The following is a 22,927-nucleotide window of genomic DNA, read 5'->3' as shown; positions in this document are numbered from 1 at the left end:
GGGTTTTTGAGTACCTCTCTAGAGGCACTCAAAACGGCTGGTTGCCGGATTACCCGTTCTCGAATTGCGGTGATTGAGTGTATTGCAAAGGCTGAGCAGCCACTTTCAGCCCCTGCAATTTATGAGCAGTTGTCTGGTAACGGAGGAGGGGACGTTACTCTTGATAAGGCTTCCGTGTATCGAATTCTTGATACGCTCTCACAGCTTAATCTCGTTCACCGAGTTACTCCTGAAGGCACGTATCTGGCGTGTAATCACCGTGCGTGTAAACACTCGCACCATGTGCTGTCTCGGTGTACAAAGTGTAACGAGGTTAAGGAAGTTGATGTGCCATCAGAGGTAGTAGCGCCGCTACTCTTTCACATGAAGCACACGCTTCAGTTTGTTCCAGATTCCCATCTCCTGCACATGGATGGAGTGTGTGCGAGCTGTGTGAAATAGTTCATTACGAACTGCATTGCCTTTCATTGTCACGAGAATTCAAAAAATTCTCTTTATTCTTTGGATTTACGGTTCTCAAGCGATATACTCAGGAGAACAAAAATTGCCCATGGGTGATTTTTAGTGCCGCAATGAGTCGGTATGCAGAAAGTTGGCTGTGCTAACAGGTGAGTGAAGATATAGCGAATGCTGCTCTACGCCTGAAATGCGAGACCAAAAGAAACGAGCAGTAATGCGACTCATCCATATGCGTCATAAGGTCTTTGGGGAACGACCTTAGCGATATTGAATGCAATAACCCTTAGACATTGTGGTGGTAACAAAGCAGCGTCTGTGGCGGTGTATATCATGCCACAAGTCAAACGAACGCGGCTGACACCTGTGCCTTTACCCATCTGCCTTCACCGATTTGCCTTTCGCGAATCGAAAGCATGACGAATGGGGGAGTTCTCTAGGGGAAGAAAACTTCAACGTTCCTCCTCTACAAGATAAATGACTTCACGCTAGTAGCCGTGCGGAAAGACACCTGAAGGTTGAATTGAAAGGGAATAAAGTAATGATGGAACATGGAAACTGGACTGAAAATGCTAATCCAAAATATCGAGCTTATACGCTTGGAAACTATAAACAGATACCTCAGCTACAGAATTTGTCTCCTGAACAGATTGAAGCCGTAGATATTGTAGGTCAGGTACTCCCCTTTAAAACCAATAATTACATGGTTGATAATCTGATTGATTGGGAAAATCCAGAGGATCCAATCTTTATCCTCAACTTTCCTCAGCGAGGAATGCTCATTCCGGAACATTACGAGCGAATGAAAGCCGTGGTTAAAACTGGAGACAAGCAGAGGATTCGGAAGACTGCTGACGAAATTCGTCTTGCCCTAAATCCGCATCCAGCGGGACAAATGGAATTGAACCTTCCCAGACTCAAAGATGGGACTCCTCTTCCTGGAATTCAACACAAGTACGAACAAACAATACTCTTTTTTGCCAGTCAGGGTCAGACCTGTCATGCCTACTGTACCTTCTGTTTCCGATGGCCACAGTTTGTTGGAATGGACAGTCTGAAAATTGCCATGAAAGACGCTGAACAGCTGGTTCAGTATGTGCGCGAGCACCCAGAAGTGACTGATATTTTATTCACAGGAGGCGATCCTCTCATTATGCGAGCGCGAGTGTTAAAGACGTATGTCGATGCTCTACTGGATGCAAAGATTGAGCACGTAAAGACCATACGGTTTGGAACAAAAGCTATGACGTATTGGCCTTACAAAGTGCTTACCGATCCAGATGCGGAGGAAACAATTGCTCTCATGAGCAGGATTGTTGAGAGTGGAAAGCACTTAGCAATCATGGCTCATATAAATCATCCGCGAGAACTTCAGACCCCTGCAGCCCGTGCGGCAATCCGAAAGGTGCGAGCTCTTGGAGCAGAGGTGCGCAGTCAAACACCAATCCTTCGACACATTAATGATGATTGGAAGCTCTGGGCTGAGAAGTGGCAAGAAGAGGTGAGCCAAGGCATTATTCCATACTTTATGTTTGCTACGCGAGATACAGGCGCCCAGCATTATTTTGCCGTACCCCTTGCCCGTGCATGGGATATCTGTCGTAAAGCGATGAGTACGCGGAGTGGTATTGGCCGGCATATCCGAGGTCTCAGCATGTCGGCCAATCCAGGAAAGATCCAAGTTGTTGGCGTAACAGAGATAAAAGGAGAAAAGCTTTTTGTCTTACGAATGCTTGAATCGCGGAATCCAGAATGGTCACACCTCCCGTTCTTTGCAAAGTATGACGATGCTGCTGTATGGATTGATGATCTCAAGCCAGCATTTGGAAAGCCAGAGTTTTTCTATCAAGAGGAATTAGACCAGATGATGCTGGGTTCAGCCACGGATGAGCGTCTGTACACATTATCTCAGGTCGCTTAAGGGATTCTCTTCCTCAACGAACGTTAGCGAATGAACGAACAGCAATTGAGCGAACAGCAATTGAGCGAACAGCAACTGAGCGAACAGCAACTGAATGAACAATGTGATGCCTAGCACCAGGAGAAGTTGCTTACTGGTAGCGAGTGTTACTGTATCTGCGTAACAAATTCTCTAAACACTTCTTTGTGGTGCTCAAGGTCCATATTTGAAGATAGAGATGTTCGAACAATGTAGTCCTTGTCATCTTCTTTCGTTGTCCCTTGTGTTGAGGTAGCGGGAATGGTCCAATACGAGCCTTTCAGCTGCCCATAGCTGACACAGTATTTGCACTCCTCTGGTATCCTATGAATCATGAGATTGATTAACTTCAAATTTAAGTCTCGCTTATAGGCCTCTCGTTCTCGCTCTGAATCTCCCTTTGTCGGAAGGTCTAATGAGAAGACAGATGGGGTGAACCCTCGAGCTGCTAATTCCTCTGATACAAAGTTAATCTTTGCATCTGGTAGCACGTCAGCAATAAATCGGACAAATTCACGAGTGTTATCGTAGGCGGCCTGAATTCGTTCATTCATCGATGGCAGATACTCAGTAAGTAATTGCAGTTGAAGATGGGTCGCCTCGTTATCACAGAGGATCAGATGCTTCTCAATATTCCCCATCAGTGATCGAGCCTGCCCATTTGCCACGCAATATCCAGCGGTGCATCTTCCGCCACTGGGAAATTTTGAACCACTGATATACGCAATGGTTTTAACCGAAGAGAGGACATCTTCTTCACGCAGAAAGTGAAAATTAGGACAAAACGTTTGATCAAGAATGAATACTGGCTCGACAGCATTCCGTCCGGCGGAGGTCGTGCGAAGCTTGCCGAGTGCTTTCGCTAGCGCATCTAAGTCTGGAACTTCTACTCTTGGATTAGTAGGTATCTCGGCGATGATATAGGGCACCGCATCGTCTTTCGCAACATTTTCGAGGATAGCATCAAGGCTTTCAACCATATCATGTCCATCATCTACGAGGAGATCAAGGACTTCGACTCTATCAATACACGCGGCAATTCGCCGTGCTTGATCGTTTGTTCCGCCATAGCAGTTTGGGGGAACAATAATCTTGATCGCCTTTCCTTTATGCGCTTCAAGGGCGTGATCAATGAGACCCATGACGATTGCGTATTGTATGGAAAGACCGCTTGAAGCGATAAGAACGGGGGTCTCAGTGCCAGTGATACGCTGGATGGTCTTCGTCACAGTCTCTTTATTGAGAGTTGCATTCCTTGGGTTCTCCGAATCAGTCTGTAGCGAAATTCCTGTTAGCTTTTGAAGAATCGAGAAGCAATTTGCTGGCGTCATCGCGATAGTCTCTCTTCTCCGTACATGTTGAATCTCTGAAATGTAGGAGGAATGAGCATCACTATTGACAAGCAGAACACTTCCAAGCTCGTCATACAGAGCAAGTAAAAAATCGATACCTTCAGGAATCTGAGCATTTTCGAGCGGAAGTCTGTCGAGTAAGACGACCGTGCTTCCAGCAAAAGGAGGAATGTCTTTCGTACTTTCTATCTGTTGTAGATCGAATGAGTACCCATAAATATTTCGGAGGGATTCCGCATCAAAATAGGCTGGAAGAGAATCCTTGTAGAGGATTTGAGTGGATTTTTCTTCAAGGAGATTTTTTCTCAGGACTGCCATGAGCGGTAGAGTTTTAGAAGCGAAGCTAATGACACTTTCAGGTCGTAGATTCATGAGACGGGCCACCGTCCACTCAAGTACTGAGGATAACGGATGTCCTAATCGAATGTAGTCATACGCGGTCGGTAGTTCAGCAAGAGCGGCTTGATCCGTGTTATTTGTATCGAATAATTGCTCAAACTGTTCTAGGAACTGAGTTTTTGCTAGGTGTTCTTCATAGATATCGAGCCGATGGGTCGTTAGCTGAAGCCAGCCCACAGGAATGTTTTCTAGGATACGAGTGATATATTGCAGTTCGTTAGAGTCGTTCATAGCTATTACCAATCAGGTTACAGAGAGAACGCGCACATTGAGCTATGAAGATCTGACATCGCTTTTGGCGCTATATTCTCGTCGGTTGAGTGAGGCTCATCAAATAGTAATACCATAATATTCAGACAATGATATTGAGCTCAAGTAATATCCGAAGCTTCGTGAGCGGAGTAAACGAGATGGTCCCTTTGTTCTTCAGTGCATGTTGTTTGAAGATGGTGCTACAAGAGATAGCGACCGTTCCCTTGCATTCTTCTCGGGGCGTGCGTGTAGAAATACTTGACAAAAGATGTATGGGAAACAGTGAGTTAGGAGAGCATCGCATTTTATTTGACTAGAGTGGTGTGCTTGCGTAGTTGTGTACAGGTAAAGGGCGAATCCTCCGTTCTCCCATATACCCTCTTGATGTAGGAAAAAATTATCAGGGAACCTTAGTATTTTGTTAATACAGCGTTCAAGAAAGTATGGTATGCGTACTTCATTCTGCATTAGCGAGAACGCCGAGGACTCCTTAACGAGCGGCGGTAGAGGGGCTATCCAGCAAAGTTCTGTGTAGGTGGAAAGATATGATTGATGATGGGATGAGTCCGCATTTGCCCGAGGAGGAGGGGAAGGAGCAAGCGGACAACACACTGAGCGATAGTTGTCTACCGAAGGAACAGGAGCAGGGCAAAGATCAATCTCCGGAAGAACTTTCAAACGAATTACGGTTGCGACTTGGTGAGCATGCATATCTCTCTGAGGAAGCTGCAACTACATCACTTAAGCCAGCTTGGCCAATCACGCACTTACATACACCGAAGCAGTTAGAGAAGCTTGCCGTAAAGCTGAAAAGAGTTAGTCGGTTTTCGATTGATACTGAAACGTGGGGCCCTAAAGTGCTCTCTGATGAACTCTGTTTAATTCAGATCTCTATTCCACCTGAGGAACTTCATGGACGGACTCGCGCTATGACGAAGGGTATGGGGCAGACATTTCTGATTGATGTGGTGAAGCTGGATGCGCATGCCGTTAAGGACGGGAAGGGCCGAAACTCGCTTGAGCCCTTACGACAAGTATTCGAAGACGAGAAGATAGCGAAAATAGTTCATCATGCCCAGTTTGAGAAAGCTCAGTTTGAGAAGTATGGACTGGGGCTTGCAGGCGTTGTGGATACAGAGCGTCTTGCAAAGTATATGAGACCCGATCTTAAGAGTTACTCCCTTCAGGCTTGCGTTTTAGAGCTCATGGGAGCGGAGATGAGTAAGGAGGAACAGACGAGTCGATGGATTCAACGGCCCCTAACGGAAGAGCAAATAGCTTATGCTGCTCTTGATGCAGAGGTAGTAATTCACCTGCACGATAAGTTGGTCGCGATTGATAAGAGAATGACACCACGGTATTCGATGGGTCTGTCTACTTTAATCAAGGGAGTCTCTGAAGCTCAGGTAGGCAAAGAGAAATTGCTCGGTCGACCGGAAATACGGGATGCTCTGGCGCTTCTTGATGCTCAAGCGAGTGCTTGTCGTGAGCGCCTCACGGAAATGCTTTTGACGGATGCAGAGGAGGGGATTACTGATAATTACCGAGGTGCCTATGGCATCGCTTCCCAGCGGCAGCTTCCCATTGAAAAGGCGAACATAAACTTACTAAGAGAGCTTCTCCCAGATCTTGCCCAAAAAACGATTCAACAGAAAACCACTAAGACTGCCCTAAAAGCTGCTTTGGAAGATCTTGAGAGAGGCTCTGAGCTGAATGAGATTTGGAATGCGATTAACACCGATACAGGGGAATTATCCCAACCACGATTATCGCTCAGTCTGAACAATGTATCTGCAGAACGAGAAGCTGCTCCTTTTCCGATTGCTAGAGACGTTTCCTTGCTCTCTAAAAGTGAGTTAATGGAAGCACTTCTCGAAGCCGAGCTTGGACAGTTGCAGGTGATTCGCAGCTTTGGTCTTGGAGATGAGTTGGCGGCGCTTGAAGCAAAGACTCAAAAGTACTCTGAGCGAATATTAGAGCGTTTGGTGGAGCTGGCAGATGGATCTCCTACAGTCAATTACAAGTGCCCTCATGGGATTGCCCGCCTCTCCTCAAGAGCGAGGAAAAGGATCGATATCGCTAAATTACAAGAGGAATATCCTGAAGTCGCCGAAAAGTGCGTATCTGAGCATTTGACGAAGACGAGCTTTATTGCCGCATTGCGATCGGTGGGTGCAGAGCCGAAGACCGCTCAAGCAATGGTCAAGGAGATTTTCATTCCGACTGGAGAGATAACGAATCCTCGAGTCTCAATTCGACCGAACTATGGACTGTTTTACAAAGGGATAGGACTGCCCCCAGAGGAAGAGAGTAATGTCTATGGTGATGTCATTGATGAGGACATGTGATGATAACGACAAACAATGATTCGGAACCGAGCCCAGACGATCATCAGAATGAAAGTCCTGAAGAGAAGCAAGCGAGAGAGGAGCGCGAGTACAGGGCTGGTGTTGAAGATCTTGTTAAGGAAATGCAGGCTAGGATAGCCACTGGATTTAAGGCGGGAGAACGGCGAGAAGAGTTGTTAGCCGAGCGACGTCCAGAGGGGGTACGTGCGCAATCGCATGTCGTCCATCCACGACCAGGAATTCCAAAAGGGACTACCAAAGAAATTATTGCAATTGAGAAAACGGCTCGAGCCATTCAGGAAGGGTCTCGACTATCACTTACCACGGGGCGCATTCTCGCTTCGCGTGGATTCTCCGAGGGAAGCGAATTAGCGACCTTCCTTAAACCATCTCTCGAGCCACATGTAAGACGTATTCCCTCTTTATTGGGACTGAAAGAGGCGCGTACAGAGGTATCAAGAGCAATATCGGAGGCGAAGCCGATTACCATTGTGTGCGATTATGATGCTGATGGAACAACCTCTGCTGCAATTTTGACTCGATTCCTTCGTGATGTAGGAGCAAAAAATGTAAGAGTCATTTCACCAGATCGAAATAAAGAAGGTCATGGTTTGAATAGTGAGCGTGTTCAGCAAGCTGCGAAGCGAGGCAAGGGTGGTTTACTGATTGTACTCGACTTTGGAACCAAGAGTCATCAGGAGCTAGCGTTAGCGAAAAAGCTGGGTTTAAGAACGTTGGTTATCGATCACCATCATCAGCCTGAAGGAGAAGCCCTCGCTGCTGATGCGTTTATCAATCCGCAACGACCAAACTGTGGTTTTCATAATGATAATCTCTGTACCGCAGGTCTGACATGGCTGGTTACTCATGCAGTACGGAAAAAGTTGATGCGGGGAGCTGATCAAGAACTCGCTGAACGAGCAAAAAAAACCAGCATTCGGCCTCTATTAGCACTTGCCGCTCTCGGAACGGTAGCAGATGTTGTGCCACTTACGCCCAGCAATCGAGCGATTGTTTCTCATGGATTAAAGGAAATGAATCGTACCCCGATCAAGGGACTACAGGAGTTGATGGCTTTGGCCAGTGTACGCTCGCCCGTGAGCGCAGAGGATCTCGGGTATAAGTTGGCTCCACGGCTGAATGCACTTACCCGAATGATGCCGAGGTCACAGCGTGGCAAGACTGCTGGAATGTTGATGACGGAACTTCTTTCGACACCAGTTCGAAAGAGAGCGCGTGCTCTTGCCGAGTTTGCTGATGAAAGAAATCGCCGCCGGAAGGAGCTTGAGCGGCTTGTTACCCATAAAGTTGTGAAAGAGCTTGAGGCAAAGCCTTTTGTACCGAATGTAATCTTCGTCACGAACCAAGAGTTTGAGGGTGCGGTGCATGGTATCATTGCTGCGCGGCTCACGGATCGCTATGCCCGTCCTGCCTTTGTAATGACAAAGGATGGACAGGGTAACTTTGTCGGTTCAGCGCGCTCGCGCTCAGGAGTCCATCTCGCTGAAATCCTTGAGCAGTGCGGTGATCTGATTGCGAAGGGTGGAGGGCATGCCGCAGCCGCGGGATTCACATTACCAGAAGAAAATCTCCTAGCTTTTAAAAACCGAGTGCGAGCAGGTGTTAAGAAGAGTATGGGGAATGAAGGGATTATCGTCCCTACGGTAAATGCTGATGTGGTAGTAACAGTGTCCGAGCTCCTATCGGAATCATCAACTCTCATGGGAGAGTTAAAGAAGCTTGAGCCGTGTGGGCATGGGCATCCTGCGGCCAAAATCGCTCTGGAGGGCCTTACTATTGCGACAATTGAGCGGGTCGACAATCGCCATTTGAAGGTCTGGTTTCGGCAAGATAATGCAAATATCTACGGCATGTTGTGGAATAATAGACGTCATCCGGCCTTAAACATCGGTGGAAAAGTAGACTTAGTTGCGAAGCCTTTCGTTGAAAAACGGAATTCTCTGCACAATCAAGAGAAGCAGTCACTGCGACTTGAACTTTTAGCCATTAAAGCCAGTACCAATCGGTAGCTTATATCACTTCTCCCTCCTAAGTTGGGGGAGAAGTGAACTCTATGCCTCATATCACACAAGGTGCATACCAGCGTAACGTAGGAAATCCTGAGGGTGTCATGTCGTAGGGTATTACGGCTTTCGTCTTTCGCTACAGAAGGTTTTGATACTCATCTATTGCTGCTTCGAGCTTTTTCCGCTGTTCTTCTGCCTCTCGAAGTTTTTCCTTCTCAGTGGCAACGACCTCTGTAGGAGCTCTCGACACGAACCCTTCATTTGCAAGCTTTGCAGTGAGTGCAGTGATTTGCTTATCGACCTTCTCAATCGCTTTTTTCGTCCGGTCAATCTCTGACTGCACGTCGATGAAGTCAAGAAGGTTCGCGAAGATCTCCATCTCGCCAATGACTGATACCGCAAGCTTCTCGGGTCGTGTTTGAGAGCGTGTGAGCGAGCCGAGGTTCGCAAGATGAGTGATCATCTCGCTATACGTCTCTACCACCTCTTGGCACTTCTTATCTGCAGTTACAACTTGCACCTCAAGAGGACTTTTCGGCGGCACATTCGCTTTCGCACGCATGTTTCGAATTGTTCGTATCACTTCTTGGACAGTCGTAACATCCGCCACAATGTCAGCATCCTGTATCGATGATGCTTCTGGAAAGGCGCTTGTCGCACAGAGAGTGCTTGAGGCGAGTGATTGGTCGTTCTCAGAAAAGAGAGACTTCTCAACGGCTGCTTTTTGAAAATGTCCCCAGAGCTCTTCCGTGATAAATGGCATAATCGGGTGAAGCATCCTCAAGAATGAGAGGAAGCACTCAGAGAGGGTCATCGCGATCCGTCGTGTATCCGCTGCATCACCCTTTCGAAGTCGAGGTTTAATGATCTCTAGGTACCAATCACAGAGGTCATCCCAGAAGAAGTGGTAGAGGGTGCCAGTTGCATGGTGAAATGCATACGTGTCATACGCTTGAGAGACTTTTTGGATGCTTTCGTTTAGCCGAGTAAGAATCCATCGATCTTCTGCTGCAAGAGGCCCAGTCTCACTGCTCGTTGTTGGTGCACGCAACTCCTCGATGATTGTCAGAGCAAGTTTTGCAGCATTCCAGATCTTGTTCGTAAGTGGGCGTCCGACTTCATCAAACTTCTTAAGCGATACTTGAGCTTGTTGTGCATCGGTTGCTGAAGTGAGCATGGTATATCGGAGTGCATCGGCTCCCACCCCAGCAAATCCATCCGGAAATCGCTCAGAAACTCTCTTGATCAGTCCTTCCATGTTAGCAGGCCGGGCTTCATGAATCGGTCCTTCGAGTTCTTCTCGAGTGGCCCCATCAATCACATGGAGCGGATCAATCCCATTTCCCTTTGACTTTGACATGGTTTCCCCATATTCATCACAGATGATGGAGTTAATGAGCACTTGATGGAATGGAAGTTCTTTGAGGTGATAGAGCCCAGTCATGACCATCCGAGCCACCCAGAAGAAGATGATATCTTTTGCGGTAACGAGCACACTCGTTGGATAGTACTTTTTTAGTTCTTCAGTTGCTTCAGGCCACCCGAGGGTTGAGTACGGCCACAGCGCAGCGCTAAACCATGTATCAAGTACGTCTTCATCCTGTGTCCATTCCGCTGGGCTTTGCTGAACCTGGGCAGGAGTTTGTGTATCAACAAGTACCTCTCCCGTTTCTTTGTGGTACCAGGCGGGAATGCGGTGGCCCCACCAGATCTGGCGACTGATACACCAGTCACGGGTATTCTCAAGCCACGAGCGATAGAAGTTGTCCCACCGTTCTGGAAACCATTTCAATTCTCCCGCTTTCGAGGCTTCCAGAGCTTTTTCTGCCAGCGGTTTCATTTTTACAAACCACTGGTCAGAGAGGCGGTATTCGATAATAGCCTTTGAGCGGTAGCTTCTCCCGACGGGAACGTTACGCTCTTCTATTGTCACCAAGAGCCCGAGTTCGTCCATAGCCTGAACAATAGCTTTTCTCGCCTTGAACCGATCCATCCCACGAAAAGGTTCCGGCGCCTCCTCGTTAAGGGTTGCATCCTCATTCATGATATTGATTTGGGCGAGGTTGTGGCGAAGCCCAATCTGAAAATCATTTGGATCATGGGCAGGGGTGACCTTCACACACCCTGTTCCGAATTCAGGGTCAACGAAGTCATCGGCGATAATAGTGATAGTTCTCTCAACGAGAGGGACAATGACTTCTTTCCCAATAAGGGACTGAAAGCGGGTGTCTTTTGGATTCACTGCGATTGCAGTATCACCAAGCATTGTTTCAGGTCGGGTCGTAGCGATTTCAATATGCCCACTCCCATCTGCAAATGGGTATTTTAGGTGCCAGAGGAATCCTGGTTCCCCACCATCTTTTGTTTCGACTTCATCGTCGGAGAGGGCCGTTCGGTCAATGGGACACCAGTTTACGATATACTTACCCCGATAAATAAGGCCATCATCATAGAGTCGCTTAAAAGCGAGATTCACTGCATCAGATAGCCCATCGTCCATCGTAAACCGAGTTCGGCTCCAATCACACGAACATCCTAGCCGGCGGAGCTGGAGGAGAATTTGATCACCGTATTTCTCTTTCCACTTCCAGATCCGTTCAATCATTCCCTCGCGGCCGAGCTCTCGGTAATTAATGCCTTCCGCATCGAGATGTTTTTTAACGACGCTCTGAGTGCTGATACCTGCATGGTCTGTTCCTGGAATCCAAAGAACGTCGTATCCTTTCATCCGCTTATAGCGGCAGAGGAGGTCTTGCATGGTGTTGTTTAATGCGTGACCCATGTGAAGTCGCCCTGTGACGTTTGGTGGGGGAATGACGATCGTGAAAGGGGGTTTGTCAGAGCTTGGATCTGCGGTGAAGCATCCACTCTTAAGCCACAGAGCATAAATGGCTTTCTCTACCTTGGACGGATCGTAGTGCTTTTCTTCAAGTGGAATATTCTCCTGCCGTTCCGTCATGATCCCTTGCCTTTTACTTTCGAGCCTTTTTCTTTCGATCGGTATTTTGCTGAGTTTCCAAGATGCAGCAAAGTTTGTAAGGACGGAGCATATCACCGTGTCGCTTGAGTGTCAGCTCTTTCGTTTCTCTTGTCGCTTGGCTATCCCCGACTATTTCATTGCAATCACTTGCGTTTTGGTACTATTCAGTCTCCTCAATAGGGGAGGGCTTAAATGTTGTAGTGGGCTAAATACCCCGAAAAATTAGTTTTTTCAGATGACACGCATTCCCTGTCGTAACAACCGCATAACAAATGCATTACAGATGTTTTGATTGTGTTCAGTAGCGAACAACTATGAAGAGGCGTTTTTCACAGATCTTCTCACTCTTGCCAGATTCCATCAGGGGTTATCTTCACTTTTTTATCTCTCCAATGATTCTTCTTGTCCGAGGTCGAGGCATTGGTGTTGTGTATCAGATTGGACTCATGACTCTCACTTGCACAGTACTCTATCAGTTAGACCTCTATATAGATATTTGTATGGGATGGCTACGAGTGCAGCCAAGTTTTCCAAATCGGATAGTTCCATATTTCCAAGGTGCATTAAGTATTATTACTTTTTCTTGCGTCCTACCGGCATTTATTGTGGGTTGTTTTTTGCCCCTCCGGTTGCAGTCTCTCTCACAGGGAAAAATTCCCACTCTAAGTTTACTCATTCAGACTCCGCAAACTTTCGTTCGCTGTGCTCGTTGCTTGTTATATCTCCTATCTTCTCAATACCGGCAATTTGTTCCAATTCTTGTCCTTCTTTTCTGTTTTCATAGTTCAGGCTCAACCGCAGAGCTGGTCCCTATGCAATACTATTGCTTAGTAGGTATTTGCGTTTTACTTTTTACCCTCTTTAACAAACTCCTATCATTCCTTCTCAGTCCTCCTATTGCCATTTTGGGTAGGTATCAGGTGGAGTATGCCCTGGAACAGGCCTCGCATGTGGTAGTAGACTCGTATTTTGAAGTTCTTTTCGTTGTGGGCGTGACGGCGTTGCTGCTCCTTGGGAGTATTCCCCTTTCAACGGAAGTTGCCGCATTCGGTCAACATCCCCACCTGTTCCTCCTGATTTCTGCTCTTGTAGTTTTTTGGTACTCTGGGATGCTTTTAGGGATTATTTGCCTGAAAAGAATCCACTTTCTTAGAAATTAAGAGATTTATAACGAAACGCACCAAAAGAAGCAGTCTGGACCTTCTGAAATGTTCAAATCGAAGATAGGCTAGGCAAAAAGCTCCGCTTATTTCATAACATATTGAGATTACAGCATTAAAAAAAGAGCCCATCTATTAAATTTTTTGAGAAGGAGCCGACATTGTATGTGTAGGCATGACACCATCCTTTCTGCGAGTTGGGGGCGATTCAAATTCTTGGATCGCTCCTTTTTTTTACTTTTTCTTAAAATTTTAGTGTTTTCTTTCCCTTTTCTCTTCAATTAGGCTCAATAGAGATCTTTGAATTTTTTTCCAGCTTGCTTTGAGCGGATAGCTAGGTAAATCTTCGATTTTATTTCTGATGATAATACCTGCAGATGGTCTCGTCCATCCTGAGGAACATATAAGGAGCTCTTTATGACGTATGTAGTAACTCGTCCCTGTCTTGGCACCAAAGATCGTTCATGTGTCGAGGTGTGTCCGGTTGATTGCTTTTACGATGTAAAGAAGAAAGAACTCAATTCTCGTTTTGGAGTAGAGACCTCGGGTAACGATGGCGATGATGCGGTTGGGATGTTGGTCATTCATCCAGATGAATGTATTAACTGTGGTGCATGTGAAACAGAATGTCCTGTCGAGGCCATTTTTGAAGATTCTGCTGTCCCTGACGCTGACAAAGACTTTATTACTATTAACGAGAGTGAAACAGTTCCGCTTGGTGATGAGCAGCTTGACCAGTTGCGGTGTACGAGTGCCTAGACCGATGTACTTCCATCGCTTTTATATTCAGAGAGGAAGCAGAGGAGAAAAATAGAGTGCGCTCTGAATGGGATACAGCGCGAAGAAAAAAAATTTGTCAGAGGCTCGCTCTGTCGCATGTTTGTTGTTTCTTCATCGTGTATTTCCTGCTGGGTTCAGCGAATGCTGAACCAACAGCCGTTCGGGCAGGTCAAAATCTGAAACAATCTCCTGCTACAGTTCTCAGCGAAGTCTCAATCCCCAGAAATTCAGGACTTGTTGTTTTTGACGTCAGGAGCGGAGAGCGAATTTTTACAGCCAATGAAAGAACTCCGCTAAAGCCGGCGAGTGTATTGAAGGTTTTAACGGCTCTCGCTGCCCTCGAACAACTTGGCCCCTACGAGCGCATGAAAACGGAGGTGCGAGGAGAAGATCTCGCTGGAAGCACCGTGAAGACGCTTATTCTCAAAGGATATGGAGACCCTTCGTTAGTTCAAGAAGATCTTTGGTTAATCGCTCGTAAGATTTTTCTTCGGGGAGTACGTAAGGTTGGGGCGATTCTCGTTGATGATTCGGTTTTTACCGCTCCAGCTCCGAGAAGAGGTGAGCGGGCATATCAGGCTGGTGGCTCTGCTTTGAGTCTGAATTATAATTCATTTTTCCTTGAAGTATGTCCTGTAGTGGGTCAGAGCAGGGCAGTCGTTACTCATGAACCACATGAGTTTCCAGTAAAGCTTCAAGGGCATATCGCAATTACGAGTAAGAAATCCTCTACCTATCGTGTGGATGAAGTGAATCCAGCTTCAAGAGAATTGCCACTTGTCTATCGCTTGAAGGGAAGCCTCAGACGCCAAGCTGGCTGCCAGACCGTTGCGAGGAGTGTGCCAGATCCAACTCTTTATGCTGGATATGTATTTCGCGGATTCCTTCAGAAAGAGGGAGTCGAGATTGTCGGTTCGGTAGAGAAAGGAGTTGCCTCAGATGACTCGGCTATTATCCATACGCACTATTCGGAGCCCCTCATTGATACGATTCGCCTCCTCAATCTGTACAGTAATAATATGATCGCAGAGCAACTCGTAACCCTGCTTGGCTCTTCAGGCGAGGAAGGGAGAGAGCAGTACGATAGAGAAAAAGGACTAGATCTCTTAGCCACCTTTCTCTCTCGTCGAGGGGTCCCTCGAGAAGAGTATGTTCTTAAAGACGGTTCTGGATTGAGTCATGAGAATCGACTGAGCGCAGATGCTCTCGCTGTTGTTTTACGAGAGGCTTTGACTCGCGAGGAGTTGCACATTGAATTTGCATCGTCTCTTCCAGTTGATAGTGAAAGTGGAACTCTTCTCAAAAAGACCTATCCGGGAATTCTCCGAGCGAAAACAGGGACACTCGATGGAGTAACGAGCCTGGCAGGCTCAGTGCAGAATATTCGAGGAAGAGACATTGGATTTGTTTTGATTCAGAATGAGGTGCGTTCTCGTGATGCAGCAGTCAAGCTCGAAAAACGCATCGTCCAGATTTTGAGAGATTCGAATTTTTAGAATACCCATGAATATTTGCAGATAGTCTTTCGGGTACAAGCAGCCATCCCTTACCTGATCCGATTTTTTTATGAGGCGCATCTGAAGCGACCAGAGAAGAAAGAACTTTTGGTTGACGGTTCTTTCGATAAGACGTTTTCGTCTTGCGTTAAAGAGGGTAGACTCTCAGGAACTACAACAGGGGAGTACGCGTGGCAAAAATCTGCCAAGTAAAGACATTTCGTCGGCAAAAGGACCGATTTAGGGGTAAGAGACTCGCGATGTCCCTCTGTTTACTTCTCTTGGCGTTGAGTTTCTGCGGACCCCAGAGTTTTGCTCAATCTTCTGCCCATACGCCTTCAGGAAGCCTTGCGCTCCCTGCCTCTAGTCAGGCTTCTAGGAGCTCATCGTTTCAGATACCGGACAAGATGCGGGGTCGGGTGCAGTTTTGGATTGATATTTTCAGCCGCTATGGCGAGCACCAGGCGGTGATACATCATCGAATGAAGCCCGAGATCGTTTTTGATGTCCTTGACTTTCAAGATAAGGGAGGGCGGTGGTCCGAAAAGAGATTATCAAGATATCGGAAGTCAAAAGAGGAAAAGCGATTTACAGAGATCCGACGGGCGGTAAGGTCGCTGTCAGAGGGAAGGGCTCCAAGAAGCCCTTTTGAAGCGCATATACAAAAACAGATGCAGATTTTAGGACCTGGGACGAAGAAGTATAGGGACTTGCTGAATAATGACTGGATCCGTTCTCAGAGGGGCATTCGAGAGAGGTACCGCGAGGCAGTTGAGCGCTCAGGTCGTTACCTGCATATTATCGAGAGGACTTTTGTTCTTGAATATGGACTTCCGATTGAGTTAACTCGCCTTCCTTTTGTTGAGTCTTCCTTTGACTATAAGGCTTATAGCTCTGTAGGAGCTGCTGGAATTTGGCAATTTATGCCTGCAACCGCAAGGACGTATGACCTAAAGGTTTCGCGTGTAGTTGATGAGAGAAGAGATGTAACTGCTGCTACAAAGGCGGCTGCGCGTTATTTAAGTGATGCGTACCGGAAACTTGGGACATGGCCGCTGGCCCTGACGTCCTATAATCATGGTGTCCATGGGGTATTAAGAAAGGTTAAGAAACTCGGAACGAAAAATATCTCGTCTATTGTAGAGCGGATTCATGATCAGCCATTCGGATTTGCTTCCCAAAATTTCTATCCTGAGTTTCTAGCAGCCCTAGAGATTTATGAAAATCCTACCGCCTATTTTCCAGGAGTTCAGATACAGCCAGCGAATGAGCTCTACCGCCGAAGATTAACCCGAGCTATTTCGGCCTCAGAGCTAACGAGACGACTGGGAATTTCTCAAAATGAGCTGCAAGAGGTTAATTATGCTCTTCACAGTCATGTGTGGAAGGGGAGGTACTCAGTGCCTGCTGGCTACACTCTCAATGTGCCAGTCAAGTTTAAGAATCAACTCGCATCTCTCCGTCTTCCAAAAGATACGGTTGGAAAAGGTCTGAGCTATCAAGTACGTCGAGGAGACACTCTCAGTAAGATCGCGCGCCGTTTCGATTTGAGTGTTGAGGAGTTAATGGGTATTAACGGACTCTCATCAGATCTTGTTCGGATAGGGCAGAGATTGGTAGTTGGAAATTCAAGCGAGAGAGAGAGTGGGTCGAGCATAGTAGCGTCTGGTTCACATACTTACCTTGTTCGTAGTGGAGATACCTTATTTTCAATTGCAAGGAGTCACCGAACGACGGTAGATAGCCTGAAGCGTGCGAATAATCTTCGTTCTTCTCGAATATACGTCGGACAGAAGTTGGCATTACCTTCAGGTGTAGTGGTCGGTCGGGGGGAAGAAGTAATTTATCGAGTCAAGCGAGGCGACTCGCTTTGGGCGGTAAGTAGAAGATTTGGAGTTTCACAAGGAATTATTCGCTCACGCAATAAACTCCGGTCTTCAATACTACGGATCGGACAGCGCCTGTATATTCCAAGGTAATCTGTGTATGCAAAAACGAGATAGGGGGCTCTTGCCACAGAATGACCCCCTATCTGTATCAGATTTTATCTAGAAACCAACGTTCATGACGGCGAGAGTTGCAAACTTGCAAGCCACCGCTTTGCTTTATGCCTCCTGAGAAGCCACCTCGGAGGAAGCATCTGCTGCTGGCACGTCCTCCACCTTGATTTCGGCAGGAGTGCTCTCTTCATCTTCGATCTCTTCCTCTTCGAGTGGAACAGAGAGGATAGCTGCTTTTTGTAGCTCTAATTGAGCGCCTTGGTACTCAATATCCTTCATCGCATCGAAGAATTCATCGGCTGATTTCTGTTCAAAGTCAAAGAAAGAATATTTCTCTCTCAAGCATGACCGCTTCAGTTCTGGAGCAGCATCCCCCATCGTATCTTTTAGTAATGCAAGAAAGCCATCTTCTGTGAGTCCCTCTTCAGTACCAACCCCTACGTAGAAACGAATATCCTTTCTTGTTGGTTTTGGCTTCGGGCGTTCTTCAGACCGTCGCTCTTCATTCCCATCCTCATTTCTCTCGTAGCGTTCCTCGCTATCTCTCCCTCGTCGACGCTCTTCCCGGTGGTCTTCACGTCCACGTCTGCCGCCTCGTCCTTTACCGCTGGCTTTGCTCTCTAGCTCCGGCATTGTTCTGAGGAACTGATGGAGTAGGTAAAGAGTAAAGCTTCTTTGCTCGCCACTTTTTTCAATGAGGTCGGCGTACTCAACAATCTCTGAATCCTCCGTCGTGAAGGATGTTGCTTCTTCCTGGAACCGAGAAAAGCGAGCCTGAGCAATCTCTTCAGCACTTGGGAGCGATTTTTGAGTAAAGTCGAACTCAACTACCTTCTTGAGGAAATGAAAATTCCCAAGATCCATAGAGCCAATCAGGCTTACCACTCGCTTTAGACGGCTTGAAGAATCAGGCTGTCCAAGCCGATGCAAATAGATCTCTGGATCCTCTGGAGTTGCGTAGTGCACCACCATATCAAACTCTTCGACAGGAAAAGCTCTCCCCGAGACATCGGTCAAGATGAGGATATGTATCTCTCCATCTCTCACGGATTCCATAGTGGTATGGATTGCTCTGTCAGGTATGTTGCCAATCAACTTTTTTGCTTTAAGCCCCTTCTTCTTCAGCATCACCTCAAGTAAGTCTGTATCCGATGGAGAGTTGCAAAATACTATTGCCCGCACATCGCTTCCTGTTTCAAAAAGTGTCGCAAGCGCTTCTGGTTTGGCGAGTAAATCGTGTCCAATATCGTAGTATTCGTGAGAAAGTTGAACTTCTTGCTCTTTATCTAAATTAACAGTCTTGCAGCTTTCTCCGCGGATGTGTCGATTGATAGCAGCATTTAACGTGAGTGGTATGGACTCAGCGCAGAAGCATACCTGAACCTGCTTGAGGGTTTCCAAGAAATTTTCAAACGCTTCACTACCTGGAATTCTAGCCCCTGATGAAAAGCCAAGAAATGCAACGGTAGTTATATTGAGGGCTGCGATGTCTTTTGCCGCAGCGGTATCGAAGCTTGCCAAAATGACAGGAGCCCCGTCTTTCACTGAAAGTGATCCCTCGCCGTTGAAGCCATCCGCTTCACTTACTTCCAGTTCGATCGGAAGCACATCACACTTTGTCAGAATCTGAGGAATATCATTCGGTGTTGGCGTGATGACCAGTGAGCGAGCCTCTGTAGAGGACTTATCTGCAAGAGAAAGAATGATTCCAGCCTCTGTTGCAATATTATCGCGGTTCGACTCAACGATGATGTTCTCGCCAGTTTGAAGCTCTTCTACCATACGGACTTCAAGTGGTGATGCTTCTTTGCCTTTGAGTGAGTTTTGTAGTGTTTCATTGGTGAGAAATTGTTCGTAGTTCATATTCCTGTTCCGTTTTTCTCCAGTCTTAGCGGGATTTTTACTCTATCCCCGCAGAAATTCTCGATTCTTTTCACAGGCCTATGTTTCACAGGCCCACTTTTCACAGTCTCATTTTACACAGTCTCATAAGGTCCGCCGTTGATGTGGTAGACTCGTTTGATTAATTTCCTTTTGCCCAATCTCTTGCTGTAAGCGACTCTTCCAAGAAAGGAGCAAGGAGTCCCCACGTAGTGCAAGCAGTTGTCTTCTAAAAGTGCCTCTAGCCTTAAGAACGGCTAAGAGCGAGAGGAAATGGATCCTGTCATGAGACTTAATACCCGTATTTGTACCCTAAATGGTGCTGAAATGAAATGTATGGCATAGGATTGGGGGGCAATCGGTGACACGAGCACAGAGGTTGCCAGTCCAGAGGAGGGAGCGTTTGATTTCTATCATGAATACAGGTATTTAGGTAAGATAGAAGGCAAACTATGACTCATGCGAATGCGAGAATACTTCAACTTATGGTCTGTTTTGGGGCTTTGCTTGGCTGCGCCCAGCTGCAGATTCCACTTCACAATACTGAAGTTTCTACCAAAACCGCTCAGCCTCAGGAGCTTGGTTCAGGCGTTATTCGTGAGGATGGGGAAGAGGGAGAGAATTCTCAATGGCTGTTAAAGCGAGCGTCCGCCCTGCTCCGCTCAGAGAAATCCTCACGGGAAACATGTACTCAGCGTTCTTTCATCTGGCTCGGTGCTGTGTGTGATGGGATGAGTCGTGAAGAAGGTGTACAGCCTTCGCAAGACGTGTGCGAAACCCGTATCGGTATTGCTGAGAGTTTCGATAGTGGACAGCCAGGAGATCAAGAGGTGTTTCTGTTATCTACCAGAGATGGAGCATGTCTTGAGCTGGGAAGACTCCCTTCTCGCGGAGATCACTTTAGGTTGAGCCGAGATAAAACGCGAATTGTAGCGGCCTATCGGAATGCGGTATCACTGATTGATCTTCCTTCTTTACAATTGAGAAAAAAATTAGAACGGCTTAGTTCTGATATCCAATCTCTTGATCTTAGCCCAGTCGATGATATCGCATTGATTGGCGGTGGTGATGGCAGAATATACCGTTGGAGGTGGAAGGAAGAATATCATCCCTCTGAGCCCGCGACAGGTCGTTTTGATTTAGAGCGGTACTTTTCGCACTCGAGTGTCGTGAGTGCTGTTCGATTTCATCCGAGTGGCCGAATTTTCTTCTCAGGCGATTGGAGTGGGAATGTAGTGGCAGTTCTTGGATATGAGCAGGATGCTCATGGGGGTCGTTACGATAAAAATATATTTGGAACGGGCTTTTTCACCGATGCAACGCGAACTGAAAAAATTCAGCAGGGGAGGAATGGGCGAATTGAAGACCTGGTTGCCTCACATGACGGGAAGCTGCTTTTTGTGTCGGAGGGTTCTGGTGCTGTGACGGTTTGGCAGTTGAGAGGCTTGAGCCAAGTAGCTCGGTTTGCTCCTCACAGAGGTATGATTAAGTCTTTGGCGATTTCCCCGCAGGTCAGAAGAATCGCTACGTATGGGAGAGACCAGCGGGTGGTGATAACCGAGCTTCAATCGAGGTTTGATTCGGCTCTTGGAAAAACGATGTACAGGAGTAACACTGTGCAAGAGTGGGCCGTTCCAGGAGTACAGGTTTTAACCTTCATTGATGAGAGTACTTTGCTTGTAGGAACTGCTAAAGGGCTGCAGGCTCTGACGGTAGATTGAGAAACAAGAAGTCGAAGAGACGGGTAAAAAGGTATAGCTGTATGGAACAAGAGAAACAGGAACCCCCAATTCCTACGCGACTGCGGTTTATAGCGCGTATTCTTATCCCGATTGCCTTGTTCGTGGTCATTAGCGATCAGTATACGAAGAATCTGGTTGTCCAACACTTTGAACCGCTCGAGTTGCTGCCCGTTATAGATGGATTTTTCAATCTCACGCTGCATTATAACAAAGGTGCTGCGTTCGGGCTTTTTCATGATTTGCCAGATGGAATACGACAAATCACCCTCTGGGGAGTGTCCGGGCTGGCGGTGCTGGCGGTGCTGTACTTTCTCCTTTACGAATTCTATGCAGATCGGTTGGGTGTTATCAGCATGTCGCTCATTTTAGGTGGAGCGATTGGAAACGGTATCGACCGTGCAGTTTTAGGTAAGGTAGTTGATTTCTTAGATTTCTATGTCGGTTCCTATCATTGGCCTGCTTTTAATATTGCCGACATCGCGATATCCGTTGGAGCTGGACTACTCGTGATCATCACGATTTTTGATCGCTTTCGCGCCAAGCCGTGACACGAATTTCTCTCCGTATCGACTCATAAACGGTATTTCGGAAAACCTATTCGTGTTGTACCTTTGGAAATAGCGTTTCACTTCGGGTCAAAATACCTTGTAAGGAGAGTTATGAGGGTGAATTTACTGCTTTTCCGATTTCCTATTTATCTGATCGCCTTCGCCTTGTTCAGCCTGGTAGTAATGGCAACATCTGGCTGCTTTTCAAATGATGCAAAATCGCAATTCGATATAGACCGTCAGCAGCGGGAAGAACAAATTGCTCGCCAAGAAGAGGATAAGGAGCGGCTTGAGAGAGAAAGACTAGAGCTTGAGAGGCAAAAGTTTTGGAATGAACAGCTGAAGAGGTACGAATGATGCAAAGAGGGCAAAGTTTGGAAGGAAGACCGACAAAACTATCGAGACGGAGAGGAGTCTTGGCCGGAGGCTCTTTAGCTCTGAGTGCTTCGATCAAAGGCACAGCGAGTAGTACCTTGCGGGGAAATGGATTGAGGTGTGTGGGAGCGACACTGCTTGCGCTCTCGCTTGGAGCGTGTGGTACAGGATTTGATTTCTTCCCGGAAGAGCCATCGAGTACAGGGGCAGTCACGGGAGGTGCTATCGGGGCTGGTCTTGGGGCGGTAATAGGCAGTCAAACGGGAGATGCTCTTGGTGGAGCAACGATCGGAGCTCTTGCGGGTGCTGGGGCTGGATATGCTATCGGTGATGCGGTGTCTGAGAGAGATGATCGCTATGCGGCCCAGCAACAGACGATTGAGCGTCAAGCCGCGATGTTGAAGGCACAACAAGCAGAGTTAGAGGCGTTAAGAAAGTTGTCATCTGATCAAACGAGTCCGTATATTTCATCGCCAGTTGCTTCGGGCGGAAGTCAGGGAGCGATGTATAACTCTCAGCAAACACAGGTCTCCGAAGTTGGTCCGACAATTCCTGGCGGCAAGAAGTTTCTTGATCCGTCAACGTTGAACAATCCCTTTTTATCGAGTGGATACCAATACGGCAGTACCCTGCAAGGGCGGCAAGTTGGGAGAGGCGCGAATCAGCCTTATGTACAGCAGGAATCGCTCTCAGGGGTTGGAAGTTCTCAAGCGCGCATCGGGGCCGAAGTACAGTTCCAGAAGAAAAAGAGTCATAGCTCAGTTGTTGGGTCAACTTTGTCAGCAGCTACTACGCCATCATCGTACGAGAAGCGGGGGGTGGCATCTTACGACAAGCGGGGAGTGGTTTCCGAGAGCGGACGTAAAGATGCTCCAGCAGCACGCATCCCAAGCCAAGCTCTGAAGACAAAAGACATAAAGCCTAGTGCACCTGTTACCAAGGTCGCAAAATCAAATGGCGCTACAAGTAAGAAGAAAGTTGAATCGAGCAAAAAGGTAGTAGTTGCGGCTCAAAATGTGCGAGGGGCGCTTGAGCCTTCTGCTCTCCTTGAAGGAGAGGAGTCATTGAAATCAAGTAATGCGAAATCGAGCCAGGCGGAATCTCCTGTTCAGTCGAATTTGAAACCGAAGTCGAGTCTGGGGATTGCCCTCGAGGTTCCAGAAAAAGCCCCGAAATCGCCCTCGGTTTCTAA

Annotated in this window: 15 protein-coding genes; 12 read left to right on the top strand and 3 right to left on the bottom strand. The window is 47.2% G+C overall.

Annotation, left to right across the window (positions count from 1 at the left end; translation table 11 throughout):
• Both EBR25_08685 and EBR25_08680 read left to right on the top strand, forming a co-directional pair.
• Positions 1-441 (top strand): transcriptional repressor (locus tag EBR25_08685; GenBank protein NBW41065.1); only part of this gene is annotated, 441 nt, incomplete at its 5' end.
• A gap of 559 nt (positions 442-1,000) precedes the next feature.
• The gene (locus EBR25_08680) at positions 1,001-2,377 is read left to right on the top strand and encodes a lysine 2,3-aminomutase (protein ID NBW41064.1); all 1,377 of its coding nucleotides are present in this window, start codon (positions 1,001-1,003) and stop codon (positions 2,375-2,377) included.
• Positions 2,378-2,523: 146 nt separating this feature from the next.
• On the opposite strand, the gene EBR25_08675 is transcribed toward EBR25_08680, so the two are convergent.
• A complete protein-coding gene (locus tag EBR25_08675; GenBank protein NBW41063.1) occupies positions 2,524-4,377 on the bottom strand; it encodes a cystathionine beta-synthase in 1,854 nt (617 codons plus the stop codon).
• Between the two features lie 566 nt (positions 4,378-4,943).
• Between EBR25_08675 and EBR25_08670 the strand changes: the two genes are divergently transcribed.
• Together EBR25_08670 and EBR25_08665 are read left to right on the top strand one after the other, a co-directional pair.
• Entirely contained in the window at positions 4,944-6,746 is a 1,803-nt protein-coding gene (locus EBR25_08670) for a hypothetical protein (protein NBW41062.1), read from the top strand.
• Positions 6,746-8,776, top strand: a complete 2,031-nt coding sequence (locus EBR25_08665) for a hypothetical protein (GenBank protein NBW41061.1) — start codon at positions 6,746-6,748, stop codon at positions 8,774-8,776. Before EBR25_08670 ends, EBR25_08665 begins: the two co-directional genes overlap by 1 nt.
• Positions 8,777-8,909: 133 nt before the next feature.
• On the opposite strand, the gene EBR25_08660 is transcribed toward EBR25_08665, so the two are convergent.
• Positions 8,910-11,828 (bottom strand): valine--tRNA ligase, encoded by a 2,919-nt coding sequence (locus tag EBR25_08660; protein NBW41060.1) that lies wholly within the window; start codon positions 11,826-11,828, stop codon positions 8,910-8,912.
• A gap of 239 nt (positions 11,829-12,067) precedes the next feature.
• Between EBR25_08660 and EBR25_08655 the strand changes: the two genes are divergently transcribed.
• The 4 genes from EBR25_08655 to EBR25_08640 all read left to right on the top strand — a co-directional run bounded on the left by EBR25_08655 (position 12,068) and on the right by EBR25_08640 (position 17,168).
• Positions 12,068-12,913 (top strand): hypothetical protein, encoded by an 846-nt coding sequence (locus tag EBR25_08655; GenBank protein NBW41059.1) that lies wholly within the window; start codon positions 12,068-12,070, stop codon positions 12,911-12,913.
• A gap of 417 nt (positions 12,914-13,330) precedes the next feature.
• Entirely contained in the window at positions 13,331-13,672 is a 342-nt protein-coding gene (locus EBR25_08650; protein NBW41058.1) for a ferredoxin family protein, read from the top strand.
• A complete protein-coding gene (gene dacB / locus EBR25_08645) occupies positions 13,657-15,189 on the top strand; it encodes a D-alanyl-D-alanine carboxypeptidase/D-alanyl-D-alanine-endopeptidase (GenBank protein NBW41057.1) in 1,533 nt (510 codons plus the stop codon). The genes EBR25_08650 and dacB overlap by 16 nt, the downstream gene beginning before the upstream one ends.
• A gap of 260 nt (positions 15,190-15,449) precedes the next feature.
• Positions 15,450-17,168: a LysM peptidoglycan-binding domain-containing protein gene (locus tag EBR25_08640; protein ID NBW41056.1), complete on the top strand. Its 1,719-nt coding sequence runs from the start codon at positions 15,450-15,452 to the stop codon at positions 17,166-17,168.
• Positions 17,169-17,294: 126 nt separating this feature from the next.
• Here EBR25_08640 and EBR25_08635 read toward each other — a convergent pair whose 3' ends face one another.
• A complete protein-coding gene (locus EBR25_08635; protein ID NBW41055.1) occupies positions 17,295-19,052 on the bottom strand; it encodes a hypothetical protein in 1,758 nt (585 codons plus the stop codon).
• Positions 19,053-19,522: 470 nt separating this feature from the next.
• Here EBR25_08635 and EBR25_08630 point away from each other — a divergent pair, with 470 nt between their 5' ends.
• The 4 genes from EBR25_08630 to EBR25_08615 form a co-directional block, all read left to right on the top strand.
• On the top strand, positions 19,523-20,791 hold the full coding sequence (locus tag EBR25_08630; GenBank protein ID NBW41054.1) for a hypothetical protein: 1,269 nt from the start codon (positions 19,523-19,525) through the stop codon (positions 20,789-20,791).
• 41 nt (positions 20,792-20,832) lie between these two features.
• Positions 20,833-21,360, top strand: coding sequence for a signal peptidase II (gene lspA / locus EBR25_08625; protein ID NBW41053.1), 528 nt, complete (start codon positions 20,833-20,835; stop codon positions 21,358-21,360).
• A 111-nt stretch (positions 21,361-21,471) separates the two neighbouring features.
• Positions 21,472-21,717, top strand: a complete 246-nt coding sequence (locus EBR25_08620) for a hypothetical protein (protein ID NBW41052.1) — start codon at positions 21,472-21,474, stop codon at positions 21,715-21,717.
• Positions 21,717-22,927 (top strand): hypothetical protein (locus tag EBR25_08615; GenBank protein NBW41051.1); only part of this gene is annotated, 1,211 nt, incomplete at its 3' end. The genes EBR25_08620 and EBR25_08615, both read left to right, overlap by 1 nt.

The sequence above is a fragment of the bacterium genome, assembly GCA_009926305.1.
Lineage (GTDB): Bacteria > Bdellovibrionota_C > UBA2361 > UBA2361 > RFPC01 > RFPC01.
The sequence above is the reverse complement of the archived record's forward strand: the minus strand, read 5'-3'. Positions and strand labels throughout refer to the sequence as shown.